The organism is Nocardia amamiensis, assembly GCF_015477605.1.
GTDB classification, from domain to species: Bacteria; Actinomycetota; Actinomycetes; order Mycobacteriales; family Mycobacteriaceae; genus Nocardia; species Nocardia amamiensis_A.
Genome location: NZ_JADLQX010000001.1, coordinates 274,847 through 288,975, shown reverse-complemented (window position 1 = coordinate 288,975; position 14,129 = coordinate 274,847). Strand labels below are relative to the sequence as shown.

Below are 14,129 nucleotides of genomic sequence, written 5' to 3'. Positions count from 1 at the left end.
CGTCGCCGCTCGATGGACGACGTGCCAGTTCAGCGAGAGGGCGGATAGACGGCGAGCGGCTCGCCCGCGAAGGTGACCGTCACATAGCCGGATGCGCCACCCTTGCCCTTGACGTGGATGTCCATCACCGGGCCGAGGTCGACGGCGCTGTGCGACGAATACTCGACGACGACGTGGGTGATCACGCCGTCCGGGAGCCGCACTGTCTCCGGCGCACCGGCCAGCAGCCGGGCGATGGCAGGCACGTCGACGGTCGCGAGGTCGAAGGTGCGCGTCCCGGATTTGCGCTCCGAGGTCGTCGAGGTGCGGAAGTCGCCGTTGTAGCGGTAGTCGCTGGTCTCGGCCGCGTTGCCGGGCGTCTGGCGGTCCACGAGCACGTACTTCGGATACATCGTCACCTCGTCGGCGGTCAGATCGCCGAATTCGGCCCGGTACTCCGTCAGGAAGTAGGCGAGACCCGCGCCGGTGGTCAGGTCTGGAACGTTTTCCGAGGACCCCGGCAGATCTATGCCACACCGGCTGACCGCGCCGACCATCGCACCGGCCACGGCGGCCGCCACGACGGTCGAGACCGGCGCCAGCCAGCGCCGCGGACGGCGCCGGTCCACCCGGACCACGGGGGCGTTCACCAGCTCGTCCGGGATCTGCAGGTCACCGATCAACTCGTCGAGCTCGCCGAAGGACTTGGCACGCATGGCCGTGGCGGTCCGCTCGGCGTGCTCGCGGTCGGTGAGCTGTCCGTCGGCCAGCGCGGCATCGAGCAGTCCGCACACGTCGGCGCGGTCGGTGTCGCGGGCGCGGATGCCGCTGTATCGGGTTGTCGCCATTGTCTTATCCCTTGAACGGCCAGACGCGGAGCATCTCGCCCGCCGGGGTCATCGTGAAGTGGCCGGACTCCCTGACGGCGTTGCTCACGTAGACCTCGACGACGGTTTGCCGTTCGGAGGTGCCGGAGCCGGCGTAGGACCTGTTGTCGTACACCCGTACCGCGAAATGCGATATGGCGCCGCCGGGAACTCGGGTGATAGTGGCCGCGTCCGCGAGCGCACGGCCGACCGTCTCCACGTTCAACCCACCCAGATCAGCCGACGGCGTGTCGGCCTTGCGCGTTTGGATTTCCCGGGACGGCACGAATCCGCCGCGGTAGTCGTACTCGGCCTTTCGGTTCGGCTGACCGGGCACCGCCCGCACGATCGATGCGTACCCGTCGTGCATGCGCAGTTCATCGACCTGCAGGTCCCCGAATTTCCGCTGGTAGTTGCGCAGAAACGTGGTGATCCCTTCGGTGGTGACCAGACTCGGCGTCGGGACCACCAACGGCTGCACCGCTCCCGGGTCCGCCACCGACACCACCTGTACCGCGGGTGGCGGTTCGTCCGCCGCCCGGGTGACCGCGAGGAATCCGGCGCAGGCGGCCGTCACCGCGGCCACGGTGACGGCACCCAGATACCACTGGCGGCGGCGCGAGCGCGGTGGGCGCGGTGGCGCGGTGGCCTTGCCGGGCCGCTGCAAGTCCGCGACCAGATCGTCCAGATCCCCCAGGGTGCGCGCCTCCGCGGCCAGTTCGACGAGGGTGTCGTGTTCTTCCTCGGACAGCTGGCCGTCGGCGCGGGCGAGGTCGAGCAGCTCGCGAGTAGTGGTGCGATCGGCATCACGCGCCCTGGTGTGACCGGGGTAACTTGTCCCGGATGCGGGGCGCCGCAACACTTTTCGCGTGACATGCGGCCGGTCGGCGGCGAACTCCCCCGCGCCGGCCGGTGTCTGCAGATCAGCGGTGAGCCGGGTCAATTCGCCGAGCGTCCGCGCGGCCGCTGCCTGCGCGATTCGGTCGTGGTACTCGTCGGCGCCGAGCTGTCCCTCGGCGTAGGCGGCATCCAGCAGGGTGGACGCGGCGGCGCGGTCGAGATCACGCGCACGCATGCGCCCGGATGCTGCGGTGGACACAGACGGATCGTAGTCCGGGTAGCGGCGCGACGCGCCGGTACGCGCACGGATCGCCGACGGGGCAATCCGCACAGCCCGGGGCAGCCCGATGGCAACACCGCTACTCTGGTTCTCGTGCGAATTCAGCGGCAAGTGGTCGACTACGCCCTCCGGCGCCGGTCGCTGCTGGCTGACGTCTATGCGGGCCGGGTCGATGTCGCCGAGGTGTGTGATGCGAATCCTTATCTCTTGCGTGCGGCGAAGTTCCACGGTCGGGGGAGCGAGGTCACATGCCCCATCTGCCGGAAAGAACAGCTGACCCTCGTATCCTGGGTCTTCGGCGACGGCCTCGGACCGGTCGCCGGATCGGCTCGCACACCCGAGGAGCTCACGCGCCTCGCCGAGACTCGCGAGGAGTTCTCGGTTCATGTCGTCGAGGTATGCCGGACCTGCAGCTGGAATCATCTGGTGCAGTCCTATGTGCTCGGTTCCGCGCCGGCACCGCCGCGCCGCCGCACCGGGACACGCGCGAACCGGCGCACCGCCGCCGAATGAAGTGCCTGGTCATCTGCCCGGCGGGTGACTCGCGGAGCCGACCTGCGTCCGCCCCGGTGACCAGCGCTGATAGCCACCTGGACCGCTACGAGTTATGGAGATCTTGTCAGTGAATTCGCCCTACGAGTCCCCCCGCGGCGATGAACCACATGGCAGCCGTCCGCAACGCAGTTCACCTCCAGGTCCCAACCCGTACCAGAATTCCCGTCCCGGGCCGCCGCCCGGCGCCCGGCCGGGTCCTCCGCCCGGTGCGCGCCCCGGCGCGCCGTTCCCCGGCGAGTCGCGCGGCCCACAGCCGCCACGTCGTCCCGGACCCCCGCCACAGGGGCGTCCGGCCCAGCAGGGCCGTCCACCGCAGCCGGGACGCCCGGCGCAGCCGAACCGCGGCGTGCCCGATCGCGGCGCCCCCAGCCCGCAGGCAACCCAGAAGATCCAGCGCCCCGGCTCGCCGACCGAGACGGCGGCAGAGCGCAACCGGCGCGGGCCGGCCACCGGTTCCCGCCCGATCACCGGGCAGCGCCCAGCGGTCGATCGCAATGGCCGTCGCGTCCCCGGAACCGGGCCGAGCACCGGTGAACGCAGGCAGACCGCGGGTGGTCCGCCCTCCGGCCCGCCCCCACGCCGGGGCGGCGGTAGCGGCGGCTCCGACGGGCCGGGCAGGCGTCGGCCCGCGGGCCAGAAGTCGCCGTGGCGCATCGTCCGCCGGACCCTGTACGTCCTGGTCGCGCTGGCCATCCTGGTGCCCAGCGGCATCTTCCTGGCCGCGTACACCACGGTCTCGGTGCCGAAGCCGGGCGACCTGAAGACCAACCAGGTCGCGACGATTTTCGCCGCCGACGGCACCACAGTGGTCAGCAAAGTCGTTCCGCCGGAAGGCAACCGGACCGACGTCACCATCGAGCAGATCCCGCCGCATGTGCGCAACGCGGTGATGGCGGCCGAGGACCGGGACTTCTACACCAACCCCGGCTTCTCGATCTCCGGCTTCGCGCGGGCGGCCCGGGACAACATCCTGGGCAAGGAAAGCGCGGGCGGTGGTTCGACGATCACCCAGCAGTACGTGAAGAATGCGCTGGTCGGCGACGAGCGCTCGCTGACCCGCAAGATGCGTGAGCTGGTCATCTCGGCCAAGATGGCGCGCCAGTGGAGCAAGGACGAGATCCTCGCCGCCTACCTGAACACCATCTACTTCGGTCGTGGCTCCTATGGCATCGACGCGGCGGCCAAGTCGTACTTCGGCAAGCCGGTCCAGGAACTGACCGTCGCCGAGGGCGCGGTACTGGCCGCCACCATCCAGCTGCCGTCCAGCCTGGACCCGGAGAAGAATCCGGAGGGCGCGAAGACCCGTTGGAGCTACGTGCTCGACGGCATGGTCTCCAGCGGCAACCTGTCCGCGGCCGAGCGGCAGGGGCTGCAGTACCCCCAGGTCGTCCCGCTGGCGGCGACCAGGGACAAGGAACAGGACTCCGGACCGGAGGGCCTGATCAAGTCGCAGGTGCTGAGGGAGCTCGCCGCCGCGGGCATCAGCGAGCAACAGCTGAACACCGCGGGTCTGCAGATCACCACCACGATCGACCCGAAGGCGCAGCAGGCGGCCGTGGACGCGGTGACCAAGAACATGGACGGCGAGCCGGAGAACTTGCGCACCGCCGTCGTCTCGGTGGATCCGCGCACCGGCGCGGTGCGCGCCTACTACGGCGGCAACGACGGGCAGGGCTACGACTTCGCCAACGCGGGCTTGCAGACCGGTTCCTCGTTCAAGGTCATCGGCCTCGCGGCGAATCTGGAGATGGGCATCCCGCTCTCGCAGATGTACGACAGCTCGCCGATCACCGTGAACGGCATCAAGATCACCAACGTCGAAGGCGAGCAGTGCGGCATGTGCACCATCGCCGAGGCACTGAAGCGGTCGCTGAACACCAGCTTCTACCGCATGCAGCTGGACATGCAGAACGGCCCGCAGAAGATCGCCGCCATGGGGCACAAGCTCGGCATCCCGGAAACCATTCCGGGCGTGGGCCAGACGCTCACCGAGCCGGACGGCTCCGGCCCCAACAACGGCATCGTGCTCGGCCAGTACCAGGCGCGGCCGCTCGACATGGCTTCCGCCTACGCGACTTTGGCGGCCTCCGGCGTCTACCACGCGCCGCATTTCGTGTCGAAGGTGGTGACCGCCGACGGCCAGGTGCTGCTCGACCGCGGTGAGGTCGCCGGCGAGCAGCGCGTCTCCGCGGCGGTGGCCGACAACGTGACCGCCGCGATGAAGCCGATCGCGGCCTATTCGCGCAACCACGGCCTGGCCGGCGGCCGCGAATCGGCGTCCAAGACCGGTACCGCACAGCTGGGCGATACCGGTGAGAACAAAGACGCCTGGATGGTCGGGTACACCCCGTCGTTGTCGACCGCTGTCTGGGTCGGCACCGAGCAGGGCGATCCGCTGCGCAATGCCAGTGGCGGCATGGTCTACGGCTCCGGCCTGCCATCGGATATCTGGAAGGCCACGATGGACGGTGCCCTGAAGGGCACCTCGAACGAAGCCTTCCCGAAGCCGGCCCCGATCAAGGGCCAGGCCGGTGTCCCGGAATGGTCGGCGCCCTACACCCCGCCGTCCGCCGTCGATTCCCCGCTGCTGCCTCCGGTCGTAGTCGCGCCGACGCAGGTGGAGGTTTTCCCCGGCATCGTGATCCCCGTGCCCGGCGTCCAGCCTGCCCCGCAGCAGCCGCGCTCGCAGCAGCAGCGTGAGCAGGACTCGGGCCCGCTGCCCGGCCAGCCGGTGGCACCCACCGATGGTTCGTCCCCCACGGCCACCGGTACGCCACGCGCGGGCAACGGGAACGGCAGCGACTCGGGGACGACCGGAACACCCCCGACCCGGGGCCGGTAGCCTCGGGTTCCGTGACCGATCAGCAGCTGGTGGAGCCACGGACGAACGGGTGGGCGCCGCAATCCGACCGGGCGGGGGCCGGTCGGGGATACTATGCCGCGCCCGCCCCGCTCGCGCCGGACCTCCGCTCGGCGGACGCGCGAGACCGGCCGAGCCGCAACGATTCGCTGACCGCCCAGCTGTCCACGGTGATCGGCGGGCCGGTCGGTGACCACGCCCTGATCGGGCGGGTGCGGTTCTGGACGCCGATGCGAGTGCTGCTGGCGTTCGCGGTCGTGTTCCTCGCACTCGGCTGGTTCGGCAAGGCGGGCTGCATTCAGCAGACCACCGGCGCGGACGGCAACCTGACCCTCGACTGGAACAACGGCCGCCAGTACGTGGCCATGTGCTATTCGGACACCGTGCCGCTCTATGGCGCGGAGCGGCTGAACGAGGGCGCCTTCCCGTACAAGAAACATTGGATCGAGCAGACACCCGACGGCGGCCGGGAACTTCGGTACATGGAGTACCCGGTGCTCTCGGGCCTGTACCAGTACTTCGCGATGCGGATCGCCAAGAGCTGGGACGCCGCGCCGCTGCCCGGCGCGTTGCAGGTGGTGATCTACTTCAACGTCGTCGCGTTCGGGCTGGCGATGGCCTGGCTGGTCACCATCTGGGCCTCGGCACTGCTGGCCGGTCGCCGGATCTGGGACGCGGCGCTGGTCGCCTGCTCGCCGTTGGTGATCGTGCATGCGTTCACCAATTTCGACGCGCTCGCAACCGCTTTCGCCGCGACCGGTCTGCTCGCCTGGGCCCGGCGCAAACCCGTGCTCGCCGGCGTGCTGCTCGGTCTCGGTGGCGCCGCGAAGTTGTATCCGCTGCTCCTACTCGGCCCCATCGTCGTGCTGTGCCTGCGCACCGAGACGATGCAGCGGACCCCGCGCACCCACCTCGGCCTGCGGCTACGCGATGTGGACGGCTGGCCGACGTTCCTGGCGTGGGTACGTGAGACGCCCTACCGCGTCCAATTCCTCAGCGCCCGCCCGCTCGGCGCCGCATCCGTCACGGTGTCCGCGGCATTGGGCACCTGGCTGGCGGTGAACCTGCCGATCGCCGCGCTGTACCCGAACGGTTGGCGGGAGTTCTTCCGGCTGAACACCACCCGGCACGCCGATCCGGACTCGATCTACAACGTGATCTCCTCGTTCACCGGCTGGCCCGGTTTCGACGGCGTCCTCGACCACGGGGAGCAGCCGGTCATCCTGAACGCGGTTTCACTGCTCGCGTTCGTCGTGGCGTGCGCGGTGATCGGCTATATCGGTCTCACCGCGCCGCGGCGCCCACGGCTGGCACAGCTGTGCTTCCTGGTGGTCGCGGCCTTCCTGCTGACGAACAAGGTGTGGAGCCCGCAGTATTCGTTGTGGCTGGTTCCGCTCGCCGTTCTCGCGCTGCCGCACCGGCGCATTCTGCTGACGTGGATGACCATCGACGCGCTGGTCTGGGTGCCGCGCATGTTCTATTACCTCGGCCTGGACCGCAAAGGGCTGCCCGAGCAGTGGTTCACCGGCACGGTGGTGCTGCGCGACCTCGCGGTGGTGGGACTGTGCGCCCTGATCGTGCGCCAGATCTACCGCCCGGAGGACGACTTGGTCCGCCGCGACTACGTCGACGACCCGGCCGGTGGCATTGTCGACCGGGCGCCGGATCCGCTGCTGCCATGGCTGCCCGAACCGCTGCGGCCGCGGGTGGCCGTCGCTCGTGGCTGACCGCCTGGACGATCAGCCCACGTCGAGCGCTCAGCGGGTGCGCAGGAAACGCGCCTGCTGACCCGGCTCCTGCGGCAGCAGGTCGAGATCCAGCTGCCACGCGCTGCCGGTCCACGGATCGAACAGCGGGGTGCCGCCGACGGTGGGCAGGTGCCTGCACGACTGCGACAGCAACGCCACGGTGGTGTCGGCGGAATCGGATTCGTTGGCGCCGACGATCACCGTGGACAGGCCGATCAAGTCGCCGCGCGCGATCAGCGCACCGATGCGCTGCGCGTCCGAGCTCTGGTAGCCATGCGGGAAATCCGCCGCCAGCAGGACCCGGTGTTCGCTCGGCGGTGTGAAAGCGCCACTGCTGTAGGCCAGTTCGGCGAGCTCGGCGGCATCCACCAGTGCCTGCAATCGTGCCGAGATGTCGGAGTGGTCGGTGACCGGCGGTCCGTTCAGCACCGGCGCGAGCAGATCGGTGAACCCGCTGAACGCGTCGGTCAGGTCGATGATGTCGACCAGCGCCCGCCGCTGCGGCGCCGTGGCGAGCAGTCGCGCGAGCAGCGCACCCACCACCGGGGCGACGGCTCGGGTCGACTCGGTATCGATCCACAGCGGCCGATTCAGCGGCACGGGCACGCAATACGGAATGCGCAGGGCGCCGCGATCGAGCGCGTAGAGCTCGCCGAGCCGGATGCCATCGCTCGGTGCGGGCGGCTTGTCCCAGGCGGGCGAATCCCAGGACGCCAGCGCGGGCGGCAGCACCGAGTCCGCCTCGGCGAGTTCGCGCATCAGCTGTTCGGCGTCGCGCTGATGGTTGTGCTCGGCGGTGGCGATCAGCTCGTCGTTGCGTTGGTGCGCGGCGCGGCGCGCCTCCTCGGCCGCCGGAGTGTTCCTGGTCGCGGGATCGGAAACAGCGAGCGACAGTTCGTGGTCCAATCGCTTGGCCGCGTATTCGCGCGCCGAGACCAACGCGGCGGCCGAGCGCGCGGCGTCCTCGAAGACCATCCAGAGTCGTTCCAGGCCGTGTGCGACTTCCAGCGGCGCACCGGTGGTCCGCGCGTCACCCGCCAAGGGATCGGCCACGGTGTGCGCATCCGGCTGCGGTGCGGGATCGGGTTGCGCGGGCTCACCGTCGACGTCCACGCCGTGCGCGGTGAGCAGCACGGCGAGTCCGCCCGCGTAGCCCTGGCCGACGGCGCGCAGCTTCCACGCCGGACCGCGCCGGTACACCTCGAGGCAGATCAGCGCCGTCTCGCCCGCCGTCGGCGTGGCCGCGAATTCCGCTGCGACACTGTCGTTCTCGGACAGCGTCGCGGTCACCGGCCCGAGCCCGTCGATGCGCGGAGGCGCGGCAGGATCGGCACTCACCACCAGCAACACCGCCTTGGCGTCCGGACGGACCTCGGCGAGCGTGATCGTCACGCCGTCGGCGGCCAAAGCGACGCCCGCCGTGGCGGGCTGGTTGTAGAAGACGAAATCGTCGCTGGAGAACACCTTCAGGTTCTCGGCGACCACCAGCGCGGAAACATCGAGGGCAGCCTCGGCTTTCGCACTGAAACGAAGAACCGCACCGGTCAGCGGAATGTTCTGACCGGCCTTCAGTTGAATCACGTATCCGCCCCGCTGTTCGCCTCGCCGATCAACCGTTGACGAGGAACCGGCCGAGCTGCGGCACCGCCTCACCCGGGTGCTTGGCCTGGAAGCCCTCGCCGAGCGCCTGCAACTTCCAATCGTTGCCCACCCGGTACAGCTTGGACATCGCCATGGCGGTGAACGGCATGCCGCCCGCCAGCGTGTACCTGGCCAATTCGCCGTTGTTGGAGCCGTCGACCAAGCGGCAGAACGCGTTCTGCACCTGCTCGAAGGTGTGGCCCTTGTAGGAGGTCACGATGAACACCAGCGTGGTGACGTGCGGCGGGATGCGGGTCAGGTCGACCAGGATCATCTCGTCGTCGCCCTCGCCCTCGCCGGTGAGGTTGTCGCCCTGGTGACGGATCGAACCGTCCTTGGAGGTCAGCTGGCCGTAGTAGGCGACGTCCACCGGGTTCATGTCGGCGAACATGATGACCGAGGCGTCCAGGTCGATGTCGACCGTGCGGTTGCCGAACATGCCGCGGCTGCGCACCGGATCCCAGCCGAGACCCATCTTGACGAAGGTCAGCGCGGCGCCTTCCTTGCGCAGCGTGACGCGCTGTCCCTTCACCAGGCTGACCGGCCGGTCCTTGGTCAGGCTGACCTCGCCCGCCGGTTGCTGCGGCGGCTGCGGCGGCGCGGGCTGAGCGGGCGGCGGGTAACCCGGACCGGGGGGCGGCGGGTAACCCGGACCGCCCTGCTGCGGCGGCGGGTAGCCGGGACCGGGCGGCGGGTACGAACCGGGCGGCGCGTACTGCGGCGCCTGCTGCTGCGTCGGGTATGCCGGCGTGGTCGGCGGCGGGTAGTCGGCGGGCTGCTGCGGAGGCGGTGGCGGCGGGGCCTGCGCGGGCTGTGGAGCCTGCGCGGGCTGAGCGGGCGCGTCGTCGACGGTGACACCATGGTCGGTGACCAGCGCGGCGAACCCGCCAGCGTAGCCCTGACCGACCGCGCGCACCTTCCACGCGCCCTGGCGGCGGTACAACTCGAGTGCGATCACGATCGATTCGGTGTTCAGGCCGTCGATACGGTACTCGTACAAGCGATTACCGGCCCCGTCCGAAACGATCGCGGTCGGAGCGGCGGACTGGCCGAAGGTGCTGTTCGCGTCGTCCAGCGTGATGACCGCGCGGATCTGGTCGATGTCGGCGGGCACCGCGTTCAACGACACCGCCAGCGACGCGGGCTGTCCGGCGGGGGCGGGCTGCAGATTCACGCCGGGGCCGGTCGGCTGGTTGAAGAAGACGAAGTCGGCGTCGGAACGGACCTTGCCCCGCTCGGTGACCAGTAGTGCCGACAGATCCGCCGGCGCCGTGAGCTGGACGGAAATCACCACGTCATTGGTGGCCAGCGGGCCGTTTTGGCCCTTGGCGAGTGTTGCGGACAAGTTCGACCCTTCGCTTGTCGGTGCGTACGCCTGACACTCTACGAGAAACGCACTCGGCACCGCTCGTACTGAACGGCCTCGCTACCCCGACACGCACTGGCATATCGGTTAGGGTGACGGCACGCACATGGAATGCGGCAACTACACCGTGTTCCCGATCGAGACAGCAGGCAAACACTCCATGGCGCAACTGTTCGAGCAATCGAAGAAGGTGGTCGAGGCTCACCTCGCCGGAACCAGCCTCCGGGCGATTTCCGGCTCGATGATCGCCTATGAAGGAAATGTGCAGTTCAAGTCGGCCGGTTTCGGCGGGGGCGACGGCGTGCTCGCCGGGCTGAAGCGGCGGGCGACCGGCGAGAAGCTCTCGCTGATGGAGTGCTCCGGCAACGGCCGGGTTTTCTTCGCGGTCAACGGCCAGCATGTCACCGTGGTCAACCTGAACAACGAGACGCTGCAAGTGGAGTCGCAACAGCTGCTCGCCTTCGCCGGGAACCTGCGCACCGACGTGCGTTTCGCCGGGGTGCGTGGCGCGTCCACCGGGCAGGGCCTGTTCACCACTACCGTCTCCGGCCAAGGGCAGGTCGCGCTGCTGTCGGCGGGCGGGCCGCTCATTCACCTGGAGGTATCGCCGCAGTATCCGCTGGTGGTGGACCCGGACGCGTTCGTCGCCGCGCGCGGCAACCTCAACCAGTCGTTCGTCACCGACGTGTCCTGGCGCAGTTTCGTCGGACAGGACGCAGGCGAGGCGTTCTCGCTGCGCTGGGATGGGCAGGGCGTGGTGTCGATCCAGCCGGCGGAACGGTAGGGGCAGCGATGTTCGAGAAAGTCAACGGCAAGGTCGTCAAGGTCAACGTCGGGATGGCGGGCGGCGTGGTCGCCCGCAACGGCGCGATGCTGTTCTACACCGGCGATGTTTCCTTTGCGCCGCATCAGATTCCGGGCGGCCAGGGGATGGGCGGCATGGGTGGCGTGATGCGACTGGCCGGGCGCGCGATGGCGGGCGAGCACGAGCGCACCATGCTCGCACAGGGCACCGGCGAGGTGCATTACGGGTTCGCGGGCCTGGAAGTGCATGTGGTGCACATGCAGCCGGGCGCGGCACTGCGTGTCGAGGCTTCGCGACTGCTGGCCAACACCGCCGGGTTGCAGAGTTCGGTGGTGTCCGTGATGAGTTCGGGCGGCGGAGGCGGTGGCGGCGGCGGACTGATGGGCGCGCTGCGCGGCGCCGCGTCGGGCGCGTTGACCGGTCAGGGCATGTTCACCACCCAGCTGTCCGGGCAGGGCGCGGCGGTGCTGCTCGCGCATGGCGGGTTCCTGGAACTGCAAGTGGGCGGCCCGAATCCGATCGTGGTCGACCCGCAGGCGTTCATCGCCGCGTACGGCAATGTGCAAACCGAGCTGAAGACGGCGCTGAGCTGGCGAGACGCGGTCGGCCGCGGTTCCGGCGAGGCGATGCAGCTGCACTGCGTCGGGCAGGGTGTCGTCTATGTGCAGGCCTCCGAAGAGAAGTTGTGAGCATGTCCCAGATCCTCAACCCCATGACTCTCGGTGAGAGCGACAACATCCCGGGAAACAGCTACGCCTACTGCATCGACCTGAACAAGCCGTGGTTCATGCGCAAGGGCGCGATGATCGCCTACTACGGCGACATGCGGTTCCAGATGCTCACGCACGGCCTGCACGGCGGTCTGCTGCACATGGTGTCCCAGCAGTTCTCCGCGCCGCTGTTCACCGGCGACTATGTCGTCGCCGAGGGGCACGGCAAGCTGATCATCGGCGACCGCGGCTACGACATCAATTCCTATGACCTGGAGGACAACGGCAACCTGACCATCCGGGCGGCGAACCTGCTGGCGTTCGAGCCCGGTCTGTCGCTGAACCAGTCCATCGTGCCGGGATTCCTCACCCTCATCGGCACCGGCAAGTTCCTCGCTTCGTCCAACGGACCGGTCATGTTCGCCGAGCCGCCGCTGCGGGTGGACCCGGAATCGCTGGTCGGGTGGGCGGATTGTCCCTCGCCGAGCCACCACTACGATCAGCGGTGGGTCACCGACTTCCTGGCCGCGGGCGCGGCGGCCCTGGGCGTCAACTCCGGTGAGGAGCGTCAATTCGACTTCACCGGCGCGGGAACCGTGCTGATCCAGTCCAGCGAGAAGGTGCTCAGCGACTCGATGCTGGTGCGCACGATCGAAGGACAGCTGCAGAGCGGCGTCACGGTTGGCGGTCTACAACGGCTGCAAGGCGTCATCGCGCAGCAGCTGGCCGGGCAACAGCAATACTGAGCAGGGAGGTTCGAGACGGGTAGCGCGGATCAGGTTGTGAATTCCGAACGGTCCCGATCCCGGGCCCGTTGATCACGCCCGCGCATTCGTCATCACTCGCACGGGGGATTCGTACCCCTCGAGCGGGGGATTCGCGACGCGTCGAACCTGGATACCGTTCACCCGTGTTTCACATTCTCTCCTCTCGGATCCTGCGTGTGGCGCTGCCGGCGGCGGTCCTCGGGGCGGTAGCGGTGCCCGCCGCCGCAGTGCCGATCCCTTCGATTCCAGCCGGACCCGATGTGCCCCGATTTCTCGGCGCGCCCGCGATCGGCGAACCGGTCACCGGCATCGCCCAGGTCCCACAGCATCCGCACCTGGCACCGAACGGCAACTCGGGCGTCCACAACGACGGTTGGATGAGCGACACCTATGCCCGCCCCGGCCCGCTGGGCCGGGCGCCGCGGACCGATTCACTGCTGCTCGGCAGTGAGTGCGGCTCGGTGGCGTTCGACCGCGCCGGTCGCATCGTCACAACCTGCCTCGGACTGCAACCGGGTCTCTATCTCATCGACCCCGCGACGATGACCGTGCTGGGCAAACATCCACTGCCCGGCAAGAGCCCGCTCGATACGCTGCAACCCGGCGCTTTCAACAACTTCGTCGGTGGCGGGTACTTCTATCTCGACGACGCGGACCGTGCGGTTGTGGGCACCAGCACCGGACACATTCAGGTCTTCGCCGAAACGCCTGCTGCCGACGGCTTTTCGCTCGTGCGCGACTACGACCTGACCGGTGTGCTGCGCCCGGGTGAGACGCTGAACTCCGCGCTGCCGGATTCGAACGGCTTGATCTGGTTCGTGGCCAAGACCAACGGCGTGGTCGGCACGCTCGATCCGGATACCGGTGCGGCACAGGTCATCCGGCTCGGCGCCGGCACGGAGAACCAGATCGAGAACTCGTTCGCGGTCGGGGCGGGCGGTGACGTCTACATCGCCACCAACCGCCAACTGCTGCGTTTCGACGCGGGCCCGGAGGGCGCGCCACAGATCACCTGGCAGGTCACCTACGCCAACAGCAATCAGCGCAAGCCGGGCCAGGTGGACGACGGAACCGGCACCACACCCACCATCCTCCCCGATGGCTATGTCGCCATTACCGACAATGCCGACCCGATGAACGTCGTCGTCTACCGCACGGCTCCCTCGGTCGCCGAACGTCAGGTCTGCGCGGTGCCGGTGTTCGAGCCCGGCCACGGCGCCACCGAGAACTCTTTGATCGGCGCGGGACGCTCGCTTATCGTCGAGAACAACTATGGCTACGCCCACCCCGATGCGACCGCGTCCGGCAAGACCACCACGCCCGGCTTCGCTCGCGTCGACATCGAAGCCGACGGCAGCGGCTGCCACGTGGCCTGGACCAATTCGGTCGAAGCCGCGCCGACGGTGGTGCCGAAGCTGTCGCTGGCCACCGGACTGATCTACACCTACACGAAGGGCACCGAGCCGAGCGATCCTTGGTACTGGACCGCCCTCGACTATCGCACCGGTGCGACCGTGTGGAAGCAGCTGTCCGGTACCGGGCTCGGATTCAACAACAACTACGCCGGGATCGCCATCGGACCAGATGGGGCGGCGTACCTCGGCACGCTCGGCGGGTTGGTGTCGATGCGCGACGGGGGCTGAGCCGAGAGGCACGGTCGCAAACCTGCCCTTTCGACAGCGTGTCCGAGAGTCGCCGAGTACGGTTCACCG

11 protein-coding genes are annotated in these 14,129 nt (G+C 68.9%); 7 read left to right on the top strand and 4 right to left on the bottom strand.

The annotated features are described in order from the left end of the window. Window positions 1-29: 29 nt before the first annotated feature. Window positions 30-827, bottom strand: a complete 798-nt coding sequence (locus tag IU459_RS01305) for a DUF1707 SHOCT-like domain-containing protein (protein WP_195127558.1) — start codon at window positions 825-827, stop codon at window positions 30-32. Between the two features lie 4 nt (window positions 828-831). Beyond that, window positions 832-1,944, bottom strand: coding sequence for a DUF1707 SHOCT-like domain-containing protein (locus IU459_RS01300; protein WP_195127557.1), 1,113 nt, complete (start codon window positions 1,942-1,944; stop codon window positions 832-834). 114 nt (window positions 1,945-2,058) lie between these two features. On the opposite strand from IU459_RS01300, the gene IU459_RS01295 reads away from it, so the two are divergent. From IU459_RS01295 to IU459_RS01285, 3 genes are all read left to right on the top strand, one after another. Next, on the top strand, window positions 2,059-2,478 hold the full coding sequence (locus tag IU459_RS01295) for a DUF5318 domain-containing protein (RefSeq protein ID WP_169811140.1): 420 nt from the start codon (window positions 2,059-2,061) through the stop codon (window positions 2,476-2,478). 388 nt (window positions 2,479-2,866) lie between these two features. Further along, window positions 2,867-5,362: a transglycosylase domain-containing protein gene (locus IU459_RS01290; RefSeq protein WP_440446449.1), complete on the top strand. Its 2,496-nt coding sequence runs from the start codon at window positions 2,867-2,869 to the stop codon at window positions 5,360-5,362. Window positions 5,363-5,391: 29 nt separating this feature from the next. Next, complete coding sequence (locus tag IU459_RS01285) at window positions 5,392-7,107, top strand: glycosyltransferase family 87 protein (RefSeq protein ID WP_440446452.1); 1,716 nt, start codon at window positions 5,392-5,394, stop codon at window positions 7,105-7,107. A gap of 30 nt (window positions 7,108-7,137) precedes the next feature. On the opposite strand, the gene IU459_RS01280 is transcribed toward IU459_RS01285, so the two are convergent. Further along, a complete protein-coding gene (locus tag IU459_RS01280) occupies window positions 7,138-8,709 on the bottom strand; it encodes a TerD family protein (protein WP_195127555.1) in 1,572 nt (523 codons plus the stop codon). Window positions 8,710-8,737: 28 nt separating this feature from the next. Next, window positions 8,738-10,114: a TerD family protein gene (locus IU459_RS01275; RefSeq protein ID WP_195127554.1), complete on the bottom strand. Its 1,377-nt coding sequence runs from the start codon at window positions 10,112-10,114 to the stop codon at window positions 8,738-8,740. A gap of 181 nt (window positions 10,115-10,295) precedes the next feature. Here IU459_RS01275 and IU459_RS01270 point away from each other — a divergent pair, with 181 nt between their 5' ends. The 4 genes from IU459_RS01270 (at window position 10,296) to IU459_RS01255 (ending at window position 14,060) form a co-directional block, all read left to right on the top strand. Continuing rightward, a complete protein-coding gene (locus IU459_RS01270; RefSeq protein WP_195127787.1) occupies window positions 10,296-10,919 on the top strand; it encodes an AIM24 family protein in 624 nt (207 codons plus the stop codon). Between the two features lie 8 nt (window positions 10,920-10,927). Next, a complete protein-coding gene (locus tag IU459_RS01265) occupies window positions 10,928-11,629 on the top strand; it encodes an AIM24 family protein (RefSeq protein WP_195127553.1) in 702 nt (233 codons plus the stop codon). A gap of 2 nt (window positions 11,630-11,631) precedes the next feature. Beyond that, the gene (locus IU459_RS01260) at window positions 11,632-12,396 is read left to right on the top strand and encodes an AIM24 family protein (RefSeq protein WP_195127552.1); all 765 of its coding nucleotides are present in this window, start codon (window positions 11,632-11,634) and stop codon (window positions 12,394-12,396) included. 164 nt (window positions 12,397-12,560) lie between these two features. Further along, window positions 12,561-14,060 (top strand): hypothetical protein, encoded by a 1,500-nt coding sequence (locus tag IU459_RS01255; protein ID WP_195127551.1) that lies wholly within the window; start codon window positions 12,561-12,563, stop codon window positions 14,058-14,060. Window positions 14,061-14,129 lie beyond the last annotated feature (69 nt).

What these genes read in the sequence shown, in the direction of transcription:
- IU459_RS01270 (WP_195127787.1), top strand. Translation starts at nt 10,296, where the DNA reads ATGGCGCAACTGTTCGAGCAATCGAAGAAGGTGGTCGAGGCTCACCTC.
- IU459_RS01305 (WP_195127558.1), bottom strand. Translation starts at nt 827, where the DNA reads ATGGCGACAACCCGATACAGCGGCATCCGCGCCCGCGACACCGACCGC.
- IU459_RS01260 (WP_195127552.1), top strand. Translation starts at nt 11,632, where the DNA reads ATGTCCCAGATCCTCAACCCCATGACTCTCGGTGAGAGCGACAACATC.
- IU459_RS01265 (WP_195127553.1), top strand. Translation starts at nt 10,928, where the DNA reads ATGTTCGAGAAAGTCAACGGCAAGGTCGTCAAGGTCAACGTCGGGATG.